The 20,799-nt window shown below is 40.1% G+C and carries 17 protein-coding genes, 1 pseudogene and 1 other annotated feature; of the genes and pseudogenes, 2 read left to right on the top strand and 16 right to left on the bottom strand.

All coding sequences use genetic code 11. The features are described 5' to 3' along the window. Window positions 1-281: 281 nt before the first annotated feature. A complete protein-coding gene (locus SP4011_RS04670; RefSeq protein WP_338620101.1) occupies window positions 282-1,541 on the top strand; it encodes a CAP domain-containing protein in 1,260 nt (419 codons plus the stop codon). A gap of 164 nt (window positions 1,542-1,705) precedes the next feature. On the opposite strand, the pseudogene SP4011_RS04665 reads toward SP4011_RS04670, so the two are convergent. Further along, window positions 1,706-2,195: pseudogene (locus SP4011_RS04665) on the bottom strand (IS630 family transposase); the annotation flags it as partial. A 431-nt stretch (window positions 2,196-2,626) separates the two neighbouring features. Between SP4011_RS04665 and gdhA the strand changes: the two are divergent. Next, window positions 2,627-3,973, top strand: coding sequence for an NADP-specific glutamate dehydrogenase (gene gdhA, locus SP4011_RS04655; RefSeq protein WP_338620100.1), 1,347 nt, complete (start codon window positions 2,627-2,629; stop codon window positions 3,971-3,973). A gap of 181 nt (window positions 3,974-4,154) precedes the next feature. Here gdhA and SP4011_RS04650 read toward each other — a convergent pair whose 3' ends face one another. From SP4011_RS04650 to SP4011_RS04580, 15 genes are all read right to left on the bottom strand, one after another. Continuing rightward, a complete protein-coding gene (locus SP4011_RS04650; RefSeq protein WP_259390875.1) occupies window positions 4,155-4,289 on the bottom strand; it encodes a hypothetical protein in 135 nt (44 codons plus the stop codon). Between the two features lie 170 nt (window positions 4,290-4,459). Next, the gene (rplL, locus tag SP4011_RS04645) at window positions 4,460-4,828 is read right to left on the bottom strand and encodes a 50S ribosomal protein L7/L12 (protein ID WP_001196965.1); all 369 of its coding nucleotides are present in this window, start codon (window positions 4,826-4,828) and stop codon (window positions 4,460-4,462) included. A gap of 72 nt (window positions 4,829-4,900) precedes the next feature. Next, entirely contained in the window at window positions 4,901-5,401 is a 501-nt protein-coding gene (gene rplJ / locus SP4011_RS04640) for a 50S ribosomal protein L10 (protein WP_001287277.1), read from the bottom strand. A 38-nt stretch (window positions 5,402-5,439) separates the two neighbouring features. Beyond that, window positions 5,440-5,575 (bottom strand) — a sequence feature (ribosomal protein L10 leader region). 76 nt (window positions 5,576-5,651) lie between these two features. Continuing rightward, window positions 5,652-6,911: a TRZ/ATZ family protein gene (locus SP4011_RS04635; RefSeq protein WP_338620098.1), complete on the bottom strand. Its 1,260-nt coding sequence runs from the start codon at window positions 6,909-6,911 to the stop codon at window positions 5,652-5,654. Window positions 6,912-7,212: 301 nt separating this feature from the next. Then, the gene (locus tag SP4011_RS04630) at window positions 7,213-8,961 is read right to left on the bottom strand and encodes an ABC transporter ATP-binding protein (protein ID WP_338620096.1); all 1,749 of its coding nucleotides are present in this window, start codon (window positions 8,959-8,961) and stop codon (window positions 7,213-7,215) included. A gap of 1 nt (window position 8,962) precedes the next feature. Beyond that, a complete protein-coding gene (locus SP4011_RS04625; RefSeq protein WP_338620094.1) occupies window positions 8,963-10,687 on the bottom strand; it encodes an ABC transporter ATP-binding protein in 1,725 nt (574 codons plus the stop codon). Window positions 10,688-10,747: 60 nt separating this feature from the next. After that, window positions 10,748-11,686: a peptide-methionine (R)-S-oxide reductase MsrB gene (gene msrB, locus SP4011_RS04620; protein WP_338620093.1), complete on the bottom strand. Its 939-nt coding sequence runs from the start codon at window positions 11,684-11,686 to the stop codon at window positions 10,748-10,750. Between the two features lie 259 nt (window positions 11,687-11,945). After that, complete coding sequence (gene thrB / locus SP4011_RS04615; protein ID WP_050302699.1) at window positions 11,946-12,815, bottom strand: homoserine kinase; 870 nt, start codon at window positions 12,813-12,815, stop codon at window positions 11,946-11,948. A 1-nt stretch (window position 12,816) separates the two neighbouring features. After that, the gene (locus SP4011_RS04610; RefSeq protein WP_020901496.1) at window positions 12,817-14,103 is read right to left on the bottom strand and encodes a homoserine dehydrogenase; all 1,287 of its coding nucleotides are present in this window, start codon (window positions 14,101-14,103) and stop codon (window positions 12,817-12,819) included. A 150-nt stretch (window positions 14,104-14,253) separates the two neighbouring features. Continuing rightward, entirely contained in the window at window positions 14,254-14,991 is a 738-nt protein-coding gene (gene mecA, locus SP4011_RS04605; protein ID WP_023943094.1) for an adaptor protein MecA, read from the bottom strand. Between the two features lie 314 nt (window positions 14,992-15,305). Further along, window positions 15,306-16,340, bottom strand: coding sequence for a prephenate dehydratase (locus SP4011_RS04600; protein ID WP_112444069.1), 1,035 nt, complete (start codon window positions 16,338-16,340; stop codon window positions 15,306-15,308). Further along, window positions 16,333-17,802, bottom strand: a complete 1,470-nt coding sequence (locus tag SP4011_RS04595; protein WP_050389933.1) for an O-antigen polysaccharide polymerase Wzy family protein — start codon at window positions 17,800-17,802, stop codon at window positions 16,333-16,335. Before SP4011_RS04595 ends, SP4011_RS04600 begins: the two co-directional genes overlap by 8 nt. A 15-nt stretch (window positions 17,803-17,817) precedes the next feature. Further along, window positions 17,818-18,804, bottom strand: a complete 987-nt coding sequence (locus SP4011_RS04590; RefSeq protein WP_173270238.1) for a glycosyltransferase — start codon at window positions 18,802-18,804, stop codon at window positions 17,818-17,820. A 1-nt stretch (window position 18,805) separates the two neighbouring features. Then, on the bottom strand, window positions 18,806-19,909 hold the full coding sequence (locus tag SP4011_RS04585) for a glycosyltransferase (RefSeq protein ID WP_338620092.1): 1,104 nt from the start codon (window positions 19,907-19,909) through the stop codon (window positions 18,806-18,808). Next, entirely contained in the window at window positions 19,899-20,744 is an 846-nt protein-coding gene (locus SP4011_RS04580; protein ID WP_338620091.1) for a phosphorylcholine transferase LicD, read from the bottom strand. The genes SP4011_RS04585 and SP4011_RS04580 overlap by 11 nt, the downstream gene beginning before the upstream one ends. Window positions 20,745-20,799 lie beyond the last annotated feature (55 nt).

The following is a 20,799-nucleotide window of genomic DNA, read 5'->3' as shown; positions in this document are numbered from 1 at the left end:
TGTTGTCATGGAGTGTTTAGCTTATTTAAAGATGTGAAACCTAAAAAGTATGGCTAAGTGGGAACCTTAAAAATTCAATTTCTGAGCACCTAATCTCGCTTCAGATAGTTATCGAACAAGTCGAGTAGATTTCATTAAAATCATCTATTTATATTATACACCAAATTTAAGAAAAATTTTTGCAAACATCTAAATTTAAAATAAATCTAGTCCCTAGCTATACCGAATTTTAGTTTACTCTGCCCAGTAGAGATGTTATAATAAAAATAGGAGGACACAAAATGAACAATAAAACTAAAAAGGTCACACTTGCTACAGTTTTAGTACTTTCCTTGTTAGGAGCTGGAACTCTTACATCACAATCCGTATCCGCTAATGATAGGATGGTTTCCACTCAAGCAATCAATGGTCAATCCTACAATATCTTAAACTCTGAAGTCACTAGTACTTCTTCTGGTACTACTCTAGTTGGGATTGAAGGGACTTTCTTAACGCCAGATAAACAGGCTATCTTAGACCGTATCAATGCCATTCGAAAAGAGGCAGCAGATGAAGGTCTAGTTACTAGCTATGTTCCTATCAAATGGTCAACTGCACTAGAAAAAACAGCCTTCGTTCGTGCAGCAGAAGCTTCGATCACCATTGATCACACACGCTTGTCTAGTAAGGACATTTGGAGCGCTTGGCCTTCAGGAAATTTCTCCCTTTCAGAAAATTTGGCTTGGAACTACAATGGATTTATGAAGGCCATCCAGCAATGGTATGATGAAAAAGCCGATTATGTTAAATCTCGTAGTGGTGTCAGTGTTACAGGTCAAACTGGACACTATAAATCCTTAATTGATCCAAAGCTGACCTATATGGGGCTTGCAGCCTTTGAAAACCCTGTCACTCAAAATGGATGGATTACCGTTGCACAAAGTTTCGGAACAGCATCTGGTGGCTCTGAAGAATTAGCTGGTGGTTATGGAAAGGCCATTCAATATACAGAAGCAAATTCTTCTCAGACTCAAACATTTGCAACTAAGGCGAATCTTTTTAACAAAGACTTAAAGGCTATCGGAACTCATAAAACCAAAAATGAAAATACAAATTCAAGTCAGAAACTAGACGATGAGACCAATGATCCTGCCGAATTTCTTAATCGACTAAGAAGTTGGTTCAATCATTCCCAATACTTCGGAAGTTGGATTCAATCAAACGGACGTTGGTGGTTTAAACACAATGACGGCTCATACACGAGTAATGGATGGGAAAAAATAAATAGAACTTGGTATCGCTTTGACAACTCTGGCTGGATGCAAACAGGCTGGGTGAAAGACGGTAGCTGGTACTATCTCGACGGTTCAGGCGCTATGAAGACTGGTTGGCTCAAAGATAATGGTAGCTGGTACTACCTTCAAGATTCAGGTGCTATGAAAACAGGCTGGATGAAAGTATCTGGCAAATGGTACTATGCCTATAATTCAGGTGCACTCGCAATCAATACGACTACACCTGACGGTTACCGTGTTAATTACAATGGGGAATGGGTAGGATAATTTAACACACCAAAAAGACTCTATACTATCTCACAGTGAGTAATCTTCACTTTCAGATAGTATAGAGATTTTTATTTACCTAGTATAGCTCTTATCTTAGACGTTTATAACAAACTGAAACAAGAACAAGACAAAAGCACCTCGTAAAAAGTACTGCAAGTTGCTCATACCTTTTTGAGGTGCTTTTTGATATGAGCCCATGTTTTTCAATAGGATTGTACTCAGGTGAGTAGAGAGGAAGAGGTAAAAATTTATGCCCAAACTCTTCACATAAAAGTTCTAGCTTCCCCATTGTATGGAATCTTGCATTATCCATAATAATAATAACTGATGGTGTATTTAATGTTGGTAAGAGAAACTTCTGAAACCAAGCTTCAAAAAAGTCGTTCGTCATCGTCTCTTCGTAGGTCATTGGAGCGATTAACTCACCATTCATTTGTTAACCCTGCAACCAAAGAAAATCCTCTGATATCTTCTTCCAGATACTTTACCTCTTATTAACTGACCTTTTAATGAGAGACCATATTCTGGATAAAAATAAGTATCGAATCCTGTTTCATCAATATAAACAGGTGCTAGGTGCTTTAAATTATTAAATTTTTTAAGAAATAAAGCTACTTTTTCTGGGTCTTGTTCATGGATAGTATAGTACTTTATGGTTACCGAACAAGTCTAATGAAAAAATTCCGATGATAGTTCTAAATCTCAATAACCGCTTGGGTTCCATGATCCAACTCCAGCAAGACATCTATACTTGTATAGAAAATCCTGCCCTGAATAAGGAGATGTAAATATTTCTTTCCTCCAAAATGGTCATAGTTTTGCTGGCAAATCTAACATATCATGGATAAATTAACAAGTGATTTCTGAATTGCTAAACATTTTCTTTTCTTATAGCATATTTTCAGATTTTCTCTTTGAGAAAGATATTTACAAGAAAAAGGTTCGTTTTTTGTCTATTTTCAAAAAGTCTTAAAACTAAATTGAAAGAATTTTTAGAAAATTTTTGCTTTTCTCTTTACAGTTTAAAAAAATTCTGCTATAATAGCTCATGTAATAAAATATGACAACAAAAGGAGAACGATATGACATCTGCTAAAGAATATATCCAAAGCGTGTTTGAAACTGTAAAAGCTCGTAATGGGCACGAGGCTGAATTCCTCCAAGCTGTTGAAGAATTTTTCAACACTTTGGAACCTGTATTTGAAAAACACCCTGAGTATATCGAAGAAAATATCTTGGCACGTATTACTGAGCCTGAGCGCGTAATTTCTTTCCGTGTTCCTTGGGTTGACCGTGATGGAAAAATTCAAGTAAACCGTGGTTACCGTGTTCAATTCAACTCAGCTGTTGGACCATACAAAGGAGGACTTCGTTTCCACCCAACTGTAAACCAAGGGATTTTGAAATTCCTCGGATTTGAACAAATCTTCAAAAACGTCTTGACTGGACTTCCAATCGGTGGAGGTAAAGGTGGATCAGACTTCGATCCTAAAGGTAAAACAGATGCTGAAGTGATGCGCTTCTGCCAAAGCTTCATGACTGAGTTGCAAAAACACATCGGACCATCACTTGACGTACCTGCTGGTGATATCGGCGTAGGTGGACGTGAAATTGGTTACCTTTATGGTCAATACAAGCGTCTTAACCAATTTGATGCTGGTGTCTTGACTGGTAAGCCTCTTGAATTTGGTGGTAGCTTGATTCGTCCAGAAGCAACTGGTTACGGTTTGGTTTACTATACTGAAGAAATGCTGAAAGCTAACGGTAATAGCTTTGCTGGTAAGAAAGTGGTTATTTCAGGTTCTGGGAACGTTGCTCAATACGCTCTTCAAAAAGCGACTGAACTTGGCGCTACTGTCATCTCTGTATCTGACTCAAACGGTTATGTCATCGATGAAAATGGTATCGACTTCGATCTTTTGGTTGATGTTAAAGAGAAACGTCGTGCTCGTTTGACTGAGTATGCAGCTGAGAAAGCAACTGCAACATATCATGAAGGTTCTGTATGGACTTACGCTGGAAACTATGACATCGCTCTTCCATGTGCTACTCAAAACGAAATCAACGGTGAAGCAGCTAAACGTATAGTAGCTCAAGGCGTTATCTGTGTATCTGAAGGTGCCAACATGCCAAGCGACCTTGATGCCATCAAAGTTTACAAAGAAAATGGTATCTTCTACGGACCTGCCAAAGCTGCCAATGCTGGTGGTGTAGCCGTTTCAGCCCTTGAAATGAGCCAAAACAGTCTTCGCCTCTCATGGACTCGTGAAGAAGTTGATGGACGTCTCAAAGACATCATGACAAATATCTTCAACACAGCTAAAACAACTTCAGAAACATACGGTCTTGATAAAGACTACCTTGCAGGAGCTAACATTGCTGCCTTTGAAAATGTAGCAAACGCTATGATTGCCCAAGGTATTGTTTAAGATTCATTTGCTTAATCCTCAATCGCTTCGATTGGGGATTTTTAGTTGAGTTAAACAGTTGGAAAATTCTAATTTCATTTCATTTAATTAAATGAAATGAAATAAAAACCAAACAAATTGATTTCGGAATTCAAACCAATTTCTAACAATGTTTTATAAAACTCGGTGGACTATTCTAAATTCAATCTATTTTATACTCTTCGAAAATCTCTTCAAACCACGTCAGCGTCGCCTTACCGTATGTATATGATACTGACTTCGTCAGCTCTATCTGCAACCTCAAAACAGTGTTTTGAGCTGACTTCGTCAGTTTCATCCACAACCTCAAAACAGTGTTTTGAGCAGCCTGCGGCTAGCTTCCTAGTTTGCTCTTTGATTTTTATTGAGTATTACTTACTCGCCAACTTTTTTATACAAAAAGAAAAACCGCTACTCCTAAGAATAACGGTTTAATCATGTTTTTAAGCTACTAATGTAGTCGCTCTATTATTTAAGAGTAACTGAAGCTCCAGCTTCTTCCAATTTAGCTTTGATTTCTTCAGCTTCTGCAGTTGCAACGCCTTCTTTAACAAGTGCTGGTGCACCGTCAACAAGTTCTTTAGCTTCTTTAAGACCAAGACCAGTGATTTCACGTACAACTTTGATAACGCCAACTTTTTTGTCGCCCGCAGATGTCAATTCAACGTCGAATGAATCTTTAGCAGCACCAGCGTCAGCAGCACCAGCCGCAGCAACAGCTACAGGAGCAGCTGCAGTTACACCAAATTCTTCTTCGATAGCTTTTACAAGGTCGTTCAATTCAAGGATTGAAGCTTCTTTAATTTCAGCAATAATGTTTTCAATGTTCAATGCCATTGTTATTTCCTCCAAATATGTTTTAAATTTATAATAGATTTTCGTAGCTAGGCTACGCTGCGTAGCTTAAGATTAAGCTGCGTCTTCTTTGTTGTCTGCAACCGCTTTGACTGCAAGAGCAACGTTGCGCACTGGCGCTTGAAGTACAGAAAGGAGCATAGAAAGAAGTCCTTCGCGGTTTGGAAGAGTTGCAAGTGCAAGAATCTCTTCTTTAGATGCGACAGCGCCTTCGATTGCACCACCTTTGATTTCAAGTGCTTCAGCGTTTTTAGAAAAGTCGTTCAAGATTTTCGCTGGTGCGATAACATCTTCGTTAGAAAATGCTACTGCAGATGGTCCAACAAATACAGATGCAAGATCTTCAAGACCAGCTTTTTCAGCTGCACGACGCAAGATTGAGTTTTTAATCACTTTATACTCAACTTCGCTTCCACGAAGCTCACGACGAAGAACTGTATCTTGCTCAACTGTCAAACCACGAGCGTCTACAACGACGATAGATGCAGCAGCTTTCATTTTCTCAGCTACTACGTCAACTAGTTCCGCTTTTTTAGCAATAATTGCTTCACTCATTAGTGTGTTCACCTCCGTTATTATTTTGCTTGGGGAAATTTTTCAAAAGAAAAACGCGCCCAAACCTAGACACGAAAGTACAATACGCTTCTTTTTACATGATACGTTTTGTCCTCGGTAGGATATTTATGAGTCCTGCTCCCCTACTGTCTTAGGCAGTTTTTTCAAACCGTATATAAGTATAGCATAGTTAAAAAAAGAATGCAAGATTTTTGCAAACTTTTTTTAAAATTTTTTCGTGATTTTTCTTCTAAAGTTCTACTGTCAGGACTTGACCTTGCTTAACAACCTGTTCTCCGCCGATATAGACATCATCAACATCACTGGATTTAACAGCATAAACCAGGTGAGAGAGCATATTTTCTTGGGGTTGAAGATGGATTTTCCCTTGTGGTTGAATAACGAGAAAATCTGCTTGCTTGCCAACTTCCAGACTTCCTATCTGTTCGTCCATTCCAAGGACCTTAGCACCTTCGATTGTCAGTGACTTGAGAGCTGTTTCGATAGGAAATTGGCTGGCATCTCCACTTTTCATCTTCTGAAGAAGGGCTGCAGTCCGTCCTTCCTCAAACATATCAAGGTTGTTGTTGGAAGCAACTGAATCTGTCGCAATTCCGACTGCTACTCCTGCTTTTTGCAGTTGGATAATTGGAGCAACTCCTGATGCCAGTTTGAGGTTACTGATAGGATTGTGGGCGATAGCCACGTAAGAAGTTGCTAAGCGTTCAATTTCTCGCTCATTTAATTCGACCCCGTGAGCAAAGACAGACGGATGCTCTAAGTAACCCAGTTCTTCTAGAAAAGCGAGGGGGCGTTTGCCGTAGCGTTTCAGGAGAATGCCTGACTCCTCCTTGGTCTCCGCAACATGGATATGGATTGGAATAGCAAACTCTTTTGCCATATCTAAACTCGCTTGCAGCAAGTCTCTACTACAGCTGTAGGGAGAATGTGGGGCTACCATAACCTTGAAATTTGGATTTTCATATCCTATGATTGTCTCGATAATAGCTCGTGTTCTGCTTATGGTCTCATCAGTTGTTTCTGTATCTGAAGAAAAGAGGGTCGGTGAGAAATAACAACGCATCTTGGAATCTTTCACTGCCTGATAAATCCGCTCAATCTCCACACCATTGGGATTATACATATCATTAAAGGTTGTTGTTCCTGACTGGAGCATCTCTATCATAGCTTCTTTAACCGCTCTTGTAGTCATGTCGGGAGTAAATCCTGCTTCTGCAGGCCAGATATAGTCATTGAGCCATTCATGGAGATTGCTATCATCTCGAATCCCTCGCAATCCTGTCATAGCAGAATGAGTGTGGCAATTGACCAAACCAGGCATGATCCAGGCTCCCTGATAGTCTATAATCTGCTCAGCTTGCTCTAAAATCTCTGGCTTCTCTTGACCGACATAGACGATTTGAGAATCCTTAACTGCTAAGATTCCATCCAAATGAACATGGAAATCTTGGTCACAAGTCACGATGTTTACATGCTGAAAGACTTTCATTATAGGCTCCTTTTCTAAAAGACAATTTATACTCTCTTCAAACCACGTCAGCTTCACCTTGCCGTATGTATGGTTACTGACTTCGTCAGTCTTATCTACAACCTCAAAACAGTGTTTTGAGCTGACTTCGTCAGTTCTATCCACAATCTCAAAGCAGTGCTTTTAGTAACCTGCGGCTAGCTTCCTAGTTTAATCTTTGATTTTCATTGAGTATTACAGTGAACAATTTTTCTAGCTATTGTAACAAAAAAGTCACCCGAAGGCAACTTTTTTCGGCTCTAAAATTTCAAAGTAGAAATGATTATTCAGAACTAAAAGCTGCAGCTTGCTGCATTTGGTAATACTTGCCCTTTCTAGCTATGAGATCCTGATGGTTCCCATACTCAACAATGTCGCCATCCACCAAGACAAGAATCAAAACCGCATCCTGAATGGTTGACAAGCGGTGGGCAATGATAAAGCTTGTACGCCCCTTCATGAGTTTTGCAAAGGCATCCTGTGCCAGCACTTCTGTCCGCGTATCAATGGAAGAGGTTGCCTCGTCTAAGATAAGAATCTTTGGAATAGCCAGAAAGACTCGGGCAATGGTCAAGAGCTGGGCTTGACCGACAGAGAGAGATTCTCCTGCATTTTCCAACTTGGTATCGTAACCCTGCGGCAACTGTTGGATGAAAAAGTCTGCATTGGCTGCTTTGGCAGCAGCAATCACTTGCTCCCGACTAGCTTCAGGATTGCCAAAGGCAATATTGTCATGAATGGTTCCTTGCTTGAGCCAGGTTTCTTGGAGCACCATTCCAAACTGCTGGCGTAAAGAGGCACGACTATAATCATAAATGGATTTCCCATCCAGCAAGATGTCTCCCGAGTTAATGGGGTAAAATCGCATAAGGAGATTGATAAGAGTTGATTTCCCAGCACCTGTCGGACCAACGATGGCTACCTTGCTACCAGCTGGAATATCGATAGACAAATCCTTAATCAAAATCTTTTCAGGATGGTAGCCAAAAGAAACCTGTTTAAAGGAAATAGCTCCCTTAACTTGGTCACTAGTCAAGACTTCCTTACCTGTTTCAGCCACCTCAGAGCTTTCTAAGACAGCATAGACACGCTCTGCGCAAGCAAGAGCACTTTGCAACTCAGCTAGCACTGAAGAAATATCGTTAAAGGGCTTGGTATACTGTTGAACATAGTTCAAAAAGGTCACTAAACGCCCAATGGTCAAGGTGGACCCCATCATGATACGATAAGCTCCCACTCCAGCAAGAAGAGCATAAATGAGTGCATTGACAAAGCGAGTCGAAGGATTGACCGTTGATGAATAAAAGATAGCTGACTGCGAATAACCTGCATAGTTGTCATTAGCCTCACGTAGCCTTTGGATAAACTCTGTTTGAGCATTAAATGACTGGATAATATTCTGCTGGCTAAGCGATTCTTCAATCAACTGAGTCTGAATTCCTCTGGTCTCTGTTTGCTTCTGAAAGAGATGATAGGAGCGTTTGGCAATAAAGCGTGAAATCACCATGGATAGTGGCGTCAACAGCAAGACTAAGAGAGTCATGAGGAGATGAATTTGGAGCATGGCTAGAATACTAACCAAAATCATCAAGATGCCAATGAAAAATTGGTTAAAAATCATAGTCAAGCCAGCTGCCAACTGTTCTATGTCCGTGGTTACACGACTAACCATCTCCCCACTGCCTTGCCGATCCACAAAGGCAATCGGTAAACTATGGAGCTTATGGATGATTCGCTCTCGCAAGTCTCTGGTATAAGAAAAGATTAGGCGATTATAGAGAAGAGGATTAGCCCATTGTACCAGAGTATTTCCTATGACCACCAAGATCATCTGGAGAAAAATCTGCCAAAAGACTAGTGAAGAACCAGCCACTAGGACTTGGTCGATGACCTGCCCAATCAAGATAGGTAGGTAAATCGATAAGCCAACTTGGGCAATAGTTCCTAGAAAGGCTAGAAAAAGGAGGAAAGGATGACTTGCTAAATCTTTGGCCAAACGTGTGAGTGTTTGATTTGCAGTTTGTCGTCTCATGCTAGTCCTCCTTTCCATGTTGGGATGCATTGATTTCGCGATAGACTTGGCTGGATTTCATCAAGTCATCGTGCTTGCCGATAGCTAGAAGCTCCCCTTTTTCCAAGAGGAGAATCTGGTCAGCCATCTGTAAAGTCGAGGTTCGTTGAGAAATCAAGATTAAGCTCGTGTTTGGTAAGTTCTCTCGAATAGCCTTCAACAGCTTGGACTCGGTAATGGTGTCGAGGGCCGAGGTTGCATCATCTAGGATGAGAAATGGAGCCTGACGCAAGACTGCACGTGCAATAGACAGCCTTTGTTTTTGACCACCTGAGAAATTTCGTCCTCCTGCCTCAACTAGGGCATCCAAAAGCCCTTCCTTTTCACTGACAAAATCCTTAGCTTGCGCAATTTCCAAGGCCTGCCAGAGTTGCTGATCAGATAGTTCTTGATTGAAACCTAGAGTCAAGTTGGAACGAATAGTTCCTTTAAAGAGTTCGACTTTTTGAGGTACATAGGCAATCCAAGACCGCCACTGCTCCAAATTAAGAGGACTACGTCCATTTCGATAAAGGTCAATGCTCCCCTTGTCTGCTGGATAAAGTCCAAGAATGACTTGCACCAAACTTGATTTACCAGAACCCGTTCCCCCAATGATACCAAGGATTTGCCCTTGCTTCATATCAAAGGAAATGTCTCTCAGAGAAGGCTGGCCCGCATCAGGATAGGTAAAGGTCAGTTCTTGAACTTGTAAAACCTGATCACTGGTAGCTTGCTTTTGTTCTAGCTCTAAGTGAATATCTTCTGGAGCCTCAGCAAAGACTTCCTCGATTCGCTTAGCTGAGATATAGGACTGGTTGAGGGAATTGATCAGCATGGCTAACTTGACCAATTCCACCAAAATCTGTAGGAGATAGTTGATGAGGGCAATGAGAGCACCTTGACTGAGCAAGCCTCCTTGAATAGAAACATATCCCTGCCAGATAATAACGAGAAGAGTTCCATTGACAATCAGATAAGTCAGAGGGGTTAATAAACTAGACCAGAAACCTGTCTTTTCTTGTAATCTAGCATAGACTTGGTTAAGAGTTTGAAAAATATGTAACTCTCGTTTTTCTTGACCAAAAGCACGAATAACCCGCATCCCTTGTAATTGCTGACGCGTTTCCTGAACCAGTTGGTCCGTTTTCTTTCTGAGAACACTGTAGAGAGGATTGACCAGTCGAGAGAGCCCTACAATAACAATGGTCAAAATGACAACCATGACCAAGAACCAGAAAGTCAGCTCAGCTGAGATGCGATAGGCCATAAAGATAGCCCCAAAAACGATAATAGGCGCTCGTAAAAAAAGACGCAGGAATTGATTAATACCAGTCTGAATCTGATAGGTATCCGAAGTCAAGCGAGTCACCAAGCTAGAAGTGGTCAAACGGTCTCTACTGTCCTTAGGTAAAGACAGAATATGACGATAAAGATCGTCCGTCAATTCTTTGGCAAATCCTACCGCTGCCTTGGCTGAGTAAAACTGAGCTACCAAGGCCACCACAACGCCAATCACTGCAAAGATAAGGAGCAGGCCAATCTGCATCCAGAGGTGTCCTTGATCTCTCTGGGGCAAGGATTGGTCAACAATCCCTGCAATCACCATGGGAACAAGAAGCTCAAACACAGCTTCTAGTAACTTGAACAAGGGTGCTAAAATTGATTCCTTGATGTAGGGCTTGAAGTAAGATAATAGGTGTTTCATAAATCCCTTCTATTCGTATTCTAAAAATGAAGAAAGTGGGAAGTGCCCACCCTCTCTGTTTTATTTGTTTAAGTACGGTAATAAATAGCCATACCCTGCCTCTTCCATCTCATCCTTGGATACAAAACGCAAGGATGCAGAATTGATACAGTAACGGAGACCACCTAACTCCCGAGGTCCATCTGTGAAAACATGACCCAAGTGAGCATTGCCTGACCGAGAACGAACCTCGATTCGCTCCATCCCATGGCTGAGATCCTTGTAATAATGAATCAATTCCTTGGAAATCGGACGGCTAAAACTTGGCCAACCACAACCTGAGGCAAACTTATCCTTGGCAAAAAAGAGTGGCTCACCTGTCGTGATGTCTACATAAATCCCCTCTTCAAAGGTTTGGTCATAGGCATTAGTAAATGGAGCCTCTGTAGCAGCTTCTTGGGTAACACGATAGGATTCTTCTGACAAACTTTTCCTTAGCACCTCTTGACTAGGCTTTTCATAGTTAGAGGCATCAATCAATGGCTTCTCAGCATCGGTCACATCGATATGACAGTAACCTGAAGGATTCTTCTTAAGATAGTCTTGGTGGTAATCTTCAGCTAAAATATAATGGCGAAGTTTCTCCACCTCTACTGCAATCTTTCGACCAAGCATGCGCTCCTGCTCCTGCACCACTGTATAGATAGCTGGCAAATCTGCTTCATCCTGATAATAGATCCCAGTTCGATATTGACGTCCACGGTCATTCCCTTGTTGATTGACTGATAATGGATCAATAACACGGAAATAATAAAGTAAAATCTCTCTGAGTGACACTGTCTTCTCATCATAAATCACTTGAACCGTTTCTGCATGGTCTGTTTCCTTGAGCAGCTGGTAATTGGTCGTTTCGACTTGCCCATTAGCGTAGCCAACACTGGTTGCTAGCACTCCAGGAATACGTGAAAAATACTCCTCTAAGCCCCAAAAACAACCGCCTGCTAGATAAATTTCTGCCATCTTCGTTTCTCCTTTATCACGTTTTTAACTAATACTCTTCGAAAATCTCTTCAAACCACGTCAGCGTCGCCTTACCGTAGGTATGGTTTTCTATCTACAACCTCAAAGCACTGCTTTGAGCAACCTGCGGCTAGCTTCCTAGTTTGCTCTTTGATTTTCATTGAGTATGGAATATAGTTTTTCTTTCTACTAGACTTCTTTTCAAAAAAAGGATAGGAAGCCCTCTGGTCGAGAGTTTCCCCATCCTATCTTCTATTCTTTATTTTGCTTCTACACGGACACCTTGGGTATCAACTCTCAAATCATGCAGTTTTCCTTTGAAAGGTTGCTTTTCCAATTCTGCCTTAATTGTTGGCATCTTGTCATGAGAAGCCAGAACCATAACTGTCGGCCCAGCACCAGAGAGGTATGTTGCATAGGCACCATTTTCTTTGGCTACTTGCTTAATCGTCGCAAATTCTCTCACCAAGTCCTGACGATAGCGCTCATGGAAGAGGTCTCCCTCGATTGCTTGACCAGCTGTCACCATATCTCCTGCCAACAAGGCAGCAACAGCCACATTGGCGATAGAACTAGCTGCAACAGCTTCCTTATAAGACAATTTTTTAGGCAAGACACTACGGCTGTCGCGAGTACGTAATTCATAGTTTGGAATGTAAGCTAGAAAATCACACTCTGGGAAGTCAGCCACGATAGCTGAAACTTGTCCATCAACAGAGCTGGCAATAACGAGATTACCATAAATAGCTGGAGCCACATTGTCAGGATGCCCTTCAATCTTGGTCGCTAACTGCAATTTTTCATGGTCAGATAAGTTGAGATTCCCCAGTTGGTTGGCCAGTTCAATCCCAGCAACAATCACCGAGCTGGAAGAACCCAAACCACGCGCCAAGGGAACATCACTAGTCATTTTCAAACGTCTTGGTTGTAGATCTGCTACAATTTGCAAAGCGATTTTGAGCAAGAGATTACGCTCATCGTGTGGAATCCATTTGCCAATCTGGTGTTCAATCAACCACTCATCTCGTTCTTCGCAAACCTCGATTTGAAGATACTTGGTTACAGCTACACCGACCGAGTCAAAACCTGGCCCGATATTGGCACTGGTTGCAGGTACAATAATCTTCATCTTATTCTCCTAGCACCTTAAAGGTATTCAAGAGGTCGAATTCTGAAACCTTCTTCAATTCAGCTGAGACATTTTCAAGCTGGGCTTTATTAATCTTGTGTGTGATGATCACAACACGCGCCTTGTCACCTTCTTTGCCATCTTGAAGGATTTGCTTGAAGGAAATATCTTGAGCATTGAAGATTTCAGCCAATTTCAAGACCTGACCTTTTGAGTCTGGAGCCAAGATTGAGAAGTAGTAGTTTGCTTTAACATCCTCAGGATTTGCCAAGACCAAGTCACGGCTATATTCGTTGAAGTCTTTACCGATGGTTCCATCATTCAGACGACGAACGATACGGACAATATCCGCCACAACACTCGTAGCAGTTGGTTTTTGACCAGCACCTGGTCCATAGTACATAGACTCACCAATACCGATAGATTCTACAAAGACAGCGTTCATTACGCCATTCACACTGGCAAGTGGGTGTGCTTTAGGTAGGAAGGTTGGAGTTACTTCTGCAGCAATACCTGAAGGAGTTTCCTCGATAGAACCAACCAATTTCACTACATAGCCAAGATCTTGAGCCACAGCTACGTCTTCTGGTGTGATGTTGCGAATTCCCTTGTGGGCTACATCGTCAAATGCAACCTTCATGCCAAAGGCAAATTGGCTCAAAATCACCATCTTGTAGGCTGCATCAATCCCATCCACGTCATTTGTCGGGTCGCTTTCTGCAAAACCAAGTCTTTGCGCTTCCGCAAGAGCATCGTCGTAAGACCAGCCTTCTTCCACCATCTTGGTCATCATGAAGTTGGAAGTTCCGTTGACTACTCCAAGCACGCGCGTGATTTTATCAGAAGCCAAGGAATTTGCCAAGGTACGAAGAATTGGAATCCCACCAGCTACCGCTGCTTCGTAGTAAAGTGCTACCTTGTTAGCTTTAGCGATTTCTAACAATTCTGCACCATGGACAGCCAAAAGGTCCTTGTTTGCAGTAACAACGTGTTTTCCAGCTTCCAAAGCACGAGTGATAAAGGTCTTAGCAGGTTCGATACGCCCCATCAATTCCACTACGATGGTAATGTCTTGGTCTGATAAAATATCATCCACATTGGTTACAAAGTTAAAGTCATTCCCTGCTGCAAGCAAGCGATTCTTTTCATCTTCATCCTTGACCAATACCTTGGCAACTTCAATCTCTGAATGTGCTGATTGATTGATTTTTTCTCCATTTTCTTTTAGGAGGAAAGGCACACCACTTGCAACGGTACCAAATCCTAGTAAAGCAATTTTAACTGTCATGTTTGTCTCCTCGAAATTTTCTAATATAGCCATTATAACAGAATTTTGTGAAAATTCCTATTATAGTAAATCACTATTTCAGTATAAAAAGAAAAAACGAATCAGACGATTCGCTCTCCTTAAAATCTGAAAATAGCTTTCCAGAAATGATTATCCAATCTTTTGCAGATTAAGTACTGCATCGTGATTCATCAAGACTTGGCCATACTCTTGCAAGACTGAACGACTGATGTCACTATCATCCGCAAACTCGCGCATACGGGCCAAAAGCCATGCTGGATATGGACTTGGATGATTTTCAATGTCCACTAAAATGGTCAAATAATAGCGCTCATTCATCTTGTAGAGTTCAGAAGTTTCCATCTCAAAAGTCACTGTCTGGGCAAAAGCTACCAAGTCAGCCAACTTAGCAAAAGAAAGGATGTAGTAGATATAGGGCTCTTTCTTGCTCTCAGCTTCTTGTTCAGCCTGTTCCTGCTCTTCTTCCTTGGCTTCAACCTGCTCTAGAGATTGAATCGCTTCGATATCATCCTTAGTTTTATCCGCGATGCTTTTTTCCAAGGTTTTGATAAATTCATCTGGCGACATTTGAGCCAATTCTTCCATATCTGGCAAATCCGATAAGTCTTCAAAATCTAGATTTTGATCAATCTTTGATTTGGTTACAAAGACATCTACCTTATCAGGTTTTGGAGTCACACGGAAGCTCAACATGCCTGTATCCAGAAAGCTATCAGGCATCTCTAACTCATCCAAGATAGCATAAAAGAACTCTTCTGTTTTTTCTTGAGGAACAAGAAAGTCAGCAATCTCCATGCCACGATCCATCAAATCCTCTAAAGACATCGTGATTTTCAAAGTTGTATCACTAATTTGTTTCATTTTCATTGCTAGTAACCTCATACTTTCAGTTCTATCTATTATACTAGATTTTTACGATTTTATCAAAAGAAGGCTCCTCTGTCGGGATAGATTTTCCATAGGGTAACTTCTGTAGAAGATTCTAATACTCTTCGAAAATCTCTTCAAACCACGTCAGCTCTATCTGCAACCTCAAAACAGTGTTTTGAGCAACCTGCGGCTAGCTTCCTAGTTTGCTTTTTGATTTTCATTGAGTATAAAAGAAAGTTTCTGCTAACAAATAGAAAAAGCCTTCAAAATCGGCTCTTAGCCAACTTTGAAGACCTAATACATCAGAAAGCTTATAGTTTAAAGGTTGCTACACCGAGGATAGAACGATTTAAGTTTCTGAGAATTTGAAGACTTTGCTCAAATTTCTTATAACGAGTTACTCCATATTCTTCAACAAGAAGGACTGTATCTCTTTCCAAAAGAGATGATACATCCTGTAAATCGACAAAATGCATTCCTTTTAAAGCCTCTTGACTCTGTTTCAATTTATCTAGGATAGCTTTATTTGAGCTAACGATGGTCAATTCCTGTCCAGCATTTTTGTATGACAAAACATCTGCTAGGTTAGCAATTGTTGTAATCTCTGTTACAAAATCAATTTGATACTGATAAAAATCACCTGCTCTATTGATTGTTGGATTAAAGAGATAAACTAACACATTTCCCATCACAACCAAAATCACACAAACCACTCCAATAACAACTAAACGAAGAATCAGATTCTTCACATTTAAGCCAAGCGCTGTTTCACCATTTGCATTCAATTCTTTAGAGTTGATGGTTTCCAATTTTTCAATTTTCACATTTGCATAAGTGTGTTTAAATTTCTCAATCAATCCATCAATTTTTCGCTCTAACAAGTCATTGGCATCTTTACTTGATGTCAAAATTTTCACACCAACCCCTGCATCGTCAATCATATAGTAGACGGTCAATTTTTTCCACCAATAGTCATTCGTTGAATTTTTCAAGGTTGTTTCTGTCGTGTCTAATTCACTGGCAATTTTTTTCAACTCACTGGGTTCTACATCATTGAAAAGATAAGCTCCATTCAAATTCCCATCAATCAATTTCCCATAAAAATCACTATAACCACCAATTTGATGATTCAAAATCGTTTTAGCTGAATCTTCTGGAGGAGTGATTTTATAGCTAAGATAAGTTGAATAACTTGTTGTATCTTTGACAGTGTTTTTATTCCTAACTGCTTTAATTGTAAATGGTACAGCAATGAGAGCAAATAAAACGATGAGAGCTAAAATATTTACTTTTCGTTTTTTGTAAAGATTTGCAAATAAATCAGCTACTGAATAATGTTCAAACATGATTTTTTTCTCCTTTGTTGAGTAGATACTGGTTCTCTTTTGTAAGCATTTTTGCTACAAATATAATCACAAGAACAATTCCCCAGAATTGCATTGTAAATAGATTGAAGAAACTTTCTGAAAAGCTACTTCTTGGCATAAAGAATAAATTATTCAAGATGAGTAGGGACAAGGCAAATAAGATTGTCCTTGAGCGATAGGCTACTTGCAGCATGGCTATGAATAGCATACCGAGCAAGAGACTAAGTAGAAAGACTCCTATCATACCATAGTCGGTATACAACTCCATAATATAGCTACTTCCGATACCATGTCCTTTTAAATATTCCTTGTTCAAAACAAGATAGGACAAATTGTGGGCATAACTATTACTATCAATAGCTAGCTCCACACTATTGGTTGTATGTTCAAAGGCTTTTCCTCCGAAAATGGCCCCCAAACTTCCCCTTGCAAAATAATCAAGGACAGGACCAAAAGTAAAATTACGGAAATCTCTGTAAGGTAGGCTACTGTTAAATAGAAAACCTCGAGCCAGAACTCCAAAACTAGTCCCTTGTTTATAGATAAAGTCAAGCAGGATATCCCAGAAACCTGTATGGGAAACCTGGACATTATCCCGCACATAATTGAGCACTCCCATCGCTAACATGAGAATAGGAGAACCTACAAAAATCGCTAACTTTTCTTTAAACCCAATCCATTTTCCCTTTTCTGTTTGCTCCCGCATAAAGTAATAAACAAAAGCAAATAGAATACTTAAAATAAAGGGATTTCGTGTCCCGATTGCCAAATGAATGGTATTAGCTGCAATAAAGGAGACAAGCACTGCTGTGGCCTGCAATTTCTTTGGCTTGGTTGCCAGATACATACACATTGCATAGACCGTAAAGGTAGACAAAATGTAGGTAAAATAAGGCAGTTTACTTTCAAAATTTGCATAGTAGGCATAGTAGGAAGTCTGCAAGCGATACAGGAGCCGTTCGAATAACCGAATGAAATAGAAAGGATAGGTGAGAAGAAAAACTCCTAGCGAAACAAAGCGTAACCGCTTGGTATAAACCTCTTTTAGAGAATTTCCTATATTTGCTACTTTTATTTTCTTCCTAGCTATGAAGTAACGAGCCAGGACGCCTCCTGTGGTCAAGCCCAGAATCGAAACCATGACGACTATAAAGGCAAAACGATAGGCTATCGGATGATAGGTATCCAGAGCGCCATCCCTAAAATAATCAATGGTCGGTCTTGATACCAGAAAGACAAAAATAGTTAAATAGAAAATAAAATGGATTAAGTAATACTTGATATCATTCCAGCAGGCAATTAAGCTACTAACCAGTAAGAACAATAAAGTAGAAAGCAAGCTAACATTGTTATTATTAAACAGATACACAATTCCACTTACTAGCGTCAAGGCATAACTGACTATGGTCAAACTAAATAATAATCGTTTTCCATCAATCACTTGCTCACCCCCGTTCTAATGTAATTTTTTAGATTTTTCAATATTTTTCAGTAATAAGAATCGGTATAAGGAAATATTTATGAATAGGGCCAAAGCACTAATTCTTCTCCCCTTACGGAAAATTGGATTCCTAGCAATAGCAAGAGCATGGCCTTTTAAAAAACGATGAATCTGAGAATAGGCTTCAAACTGTTTATACTGATCATCTAGCAACATCTTATCCAGAATAAAGAAGTGGGCATAGGCCAATCTGAAAAAAGCGACCTCTTTCAAATCAGGATAGTTTTTCATAACTTCATTGTAAAACTTTTGGTAGATATCAATATAGGCTAAATCCTTCTCTGCATAGGGTTTGGTCGTAATACTATCCCCTCTATGGAAATAGTAATAATAGGGTTTGGTATTAACCACGTACTTCTTAGCCAACTTGATCAAATCAAAATGATAATAGGCATCTTCGTAAATCAATCCCTTAGGAAAGGATAGAGCAGTTGCAATCTCTCTTTTGATTAGCTTATTACAAATCGTTCCAGGTATTTTTTCACCTATGAGGTATTCCTTTAGAAATGTTTGAGAATCACAGACAAAATACTCATCCTGATTGGCTGACTGTGGGCTTTCATCATTAGCATAGACATTCATGACACCACAGCTCGAAACATCCGCATCTTCTTGAACTAATTGCTCATATAAGCTCTGAATCATTTCTGGATGGATATAATCATCTGAGTCAATAAAAATCAGATAATCCCCCTGAGCCTGCTTCATTCCATCATTTCGTGCTTGTGACAATCCTTCATTCTTTTTATGAAGTACTGACACCCTGTCATCTAGTTCAGCGATTGAATCACACAAGCGACCACTTTCATCTGTTGCACCATCATCAACAAGAATAATTTCCAGATTTTGATAGGTCTGCTTCTGAATGGAAGCTATCGATTTTTCTAGGTACTGCGCCACATTATAGACTGGCACAATCACACTAATTAATGCAGTTTCCATGCTACTCCTCTAATAGTTTTTCTACTTGTTCGATTTGTTTGGCAATTGTAAATTGTTGAATGAATTGACTAGCCTCATCGACATCAAAGTTTGAGGCAGAAGTCATATAGTTCGTAATTGCCTGAGCTGCCTCTTGATTGCTCTCAATGATTTGTCCAAATCGTCCTTCTTGGGATAATTCCTCAGCCCCTCCGACATCCGTAGAGACAAAAGGAAGACCCAGACTCAAGGCTTCCACATACACTCCAGGAAAACCTTCTTGTTTAGACATAGACAAGAGGACCTTCATCTGAGACAAATACTGGTAAGGATTTTTTTGATAACCAAGGAAATGTACATAGTCCTCAATCCCATACTCTTTGACTCGTTTTTTCAGTTCTTCTTCCATACCACCAGCACCTATAAAGTAAAGGTGATAGTTTTTTCCCTCTTGGTGTAATAATCGTATCACTTCCACTACACGGTCAGAACCCTTATTTTCCTCAATCCGTCCGATAGTACAGATACTTTGAGGTGCAATCTCGATATCGATCTTCTCTTGAGATTTTTCTAAAATAGTCTTAAAATCATATCCATTGTAGACCGTCCGTAATTTCGAATCATAATCTGGATAGACTTCCTTGATAGAATGACTAGTCTTTTTTGAAATCCCTACAATAGTATCCGCGGCATCCAACTGGCGTCTATGTGATTTCCTTTTTGAGCTATCCTTAAGAAATTCTTCGATACTTCCATGAATCCAAGAGATTTTCTTGACTTCTTTTCTTTTAGAAAACAACAGTGGTGGATTCATAATGGTAAAAGAAACTTCAACATCATAGTCATCTTTTACAAGCAAGCGACGAGTCAGCCTTGGAAAATAAATTCTCATTCTCCACAAAAAAGCTCGTAACCATCTAGCTTGGCGATAATCTTGAAGGGATTTTAAAATGCCTACATGCTTGGGAACAGATTCGTATCCCTTGTCAAAGTGCTCCATTTCAAGAATATCAATATCATACTTTTCTGGATCCAGATTTGAAACAATTGTCGACAGAATCTTCTCTGCTCCACCCCCGAGAGAAAAAGACCACATAAAAAATAAGATTTTTTTCTTAGCCACCATATTCTCCCTTGTATTCTGTATAAGACTTATCCATATCAGCGATGACAGCATCATGATGTGGTACTTGCTTGTCTGCTGGTGGTGGTGTCATATAATCCCCAAAAGCAGTGCTGAGATAGGCATCATAGCCAACTGGAATAGGCATCTCTGTCCCTTCAAATGGTAAGAAAAGATTGTCTTCAAAAGATGCGATTAGGTACTTGTTTCTCATGTAGCCAGGACCTGAGCATAATTCTGTGATGCCATCGCTCTCATCCAGACTATACTTGGTCATTTCTTTCTCAGCTTTTTTCCAAATGCGATAACGGAGAGATTTTGGAGTCACACCCAGTAAAATGCGGCTTCCCCATTTCATAAGTGCGCCATGCTTTTCCGGAACAGTTTGCGCACAAAAGAGTGAATAAATCAGTGCCCAACGAACCTGTTTTTTCCGCTCAGCTGGATTTTTAGGATAATAATCCAAAGGCAAAACATCCAAGGCCAGACCATGTGGCAAATCCAAATCCTGTTGATAAGGTTTGATACAGGTCGTTTCCTTGTCACGAATTGTAATAAAAAGATTGCGGTCGACAAAATCCTTGTGACTCTTTGACAAGAAATAACGTTCATCTGCATAACGAGGCCATAATTCTGCTAATTTCTCATAATCTTTACGAGGCATAAAAAAGTCTAGGTCGTCATCCCAAGGAATAAAACCCTTGTTTCGAAGGGCACCAATAGCACCCCCTCCACAGAGATAACAAAGTAAATCATGCTCCTTGCAAAAGGCCACAAAGTATTCAGCCATCTCCAGACTTCGAGCCTGAATTGCTTTTAAATCAGTCATATTATTCATTATTCTTTCTATCGTATCGTTTCATTATACCACAAATAGGGGGTGAAAATCTATT

Source organism: Streptococcus parapneumoniae (genome assembly GCF_037076355.1).
GTDB lineage: Bacteria > Bacillota > Bacilli > Lactobacillales > Streptococcaceae > Streptococcus > Streptococcus parapneumoniae.
The sequence above is the reverse complement of the archived record's forward strand: the minus strand, read 5'-3'. Positions and strand labels throughout refer to the sequence as shown.

What these genes read in the sequence shown, in the direction of transcription:
- SP4011_RS04670 (WP_338620101.1), top strand. Translation starts at nt 282, where the DNA reads ATGAACAATAAAACTAAAAAGGTCACACTTGCTACAGTTTTAGTACTT.
- gdhA (WP_338620100.1), top strand. Translation starts at nt 2,627, where the DNA reads ATGACATCTGCTAAAGAATATATCCAAAGCGTGTTTGAAACTGTAAAA.
- SP4011_RS04650 (WP_259390875.1), bottom strand. Translation starts at nt 4,289, where the DNA reads ATGAAACTGACGAAGTCAGCTCAAAACACTGTTTTGAGGTTGCAGATA.
- rplL (WP_001196965.1), bottom strand. Translation starts at nt 4,828, where the DNA reads ATGGCATTGAACATTGAAAACATTATTGCTGAAATTAAAGAAGCTTCA.
- rplJ (WP_001287277.1), bottom strand. Translation starts at nt 5,401, where the DNA reads ATGAGTGAAGCAATTATTGCTAAAAAAGCGGAACTAGTTGACGTAGTA.
- SP4011_RS04635 (WP_338620098.1), bottom strand. Translation starts at nt 6,911, where the DNA reads ATGAAAGTCTTTCAGCATGTAAACATCGTGACTTGTGACCAAGATTTC.
- SP4011_RS04630 (WP_338620096.1), bottom strand. Translation starts at nt 8,961, where the DNA reads ATGAGACGACAAACTGCAAATCAAACACTCACACGTTTGGCCAAAGAT.
- SP4011_RS04625 (WP_338620094.1), bottom strand. Translation starts at nt 10,687, where the DNA reads ATGAAACACCTATTATCTTACTTCAAGCCCTACATCAAGGAATCAATT.
- msrB (WP_338620093.1), bottom strand. Translation starts at nt 11,686, where the DNA reads ATGGCAGAAATTTATCTAGCAGGCGGTTGTTTTTGGGGCTTAGAGGAG.
- thrB (WP_050302699.1), bottom strand. Translation starts at nt 12,815, where the DNA reads ATGAAGATTATTGTACCTGCAACCAGTGCCAATATCGGGCCAGGTTTT.
- SP4011_RS04610 (WP_020901496.1), bottom strand. Translation starts at nt 14,103, where the DNA reads ATGACAGTTAAAATTGCTTTACTAGGATTTGGTACCGTTGCAAGTGGT.
- mecA (WP_023943094.1), bottom strand. Translation starts at nt 14,991, where the DNA reads ATGAAAATGAAACAAATTAGTGATACAACTTTGAAAATCACGATGTCT.
- SP4011_RS04600 (WP_112444069.1), bottom strand. Translation starts at nt 16,340, where the DNA reads ATGTTTGAACATTATTCAGTAGCTGATTTATTTGCAAATCTTTACAAA.
- SP4011_RS04590 (WP_173270238.1), bottom strand. Translation starts at nt 18,804, where the DNA reads ATGGAAACTGCATTAATTAGTGTGATTGTGCCAGTCTATAATGTGGCG.
- SP4011_RS04585 (WP_338620092.1), bottom strand. Translation starts at nt 19,909, where the DNA reads ATGGTGGCTAAGAAAAAAATCTTATTTTTTATGTGGTCTTTTTCTCTC.
- SP4011_RS04580 (WP_338620091.1), bottom strand. Translation starts at nt 20,744, where the DNA reads ATGAATAATATGACTGATTTAAAAGCAATTCAGGCTCGAAGTCTGGAG.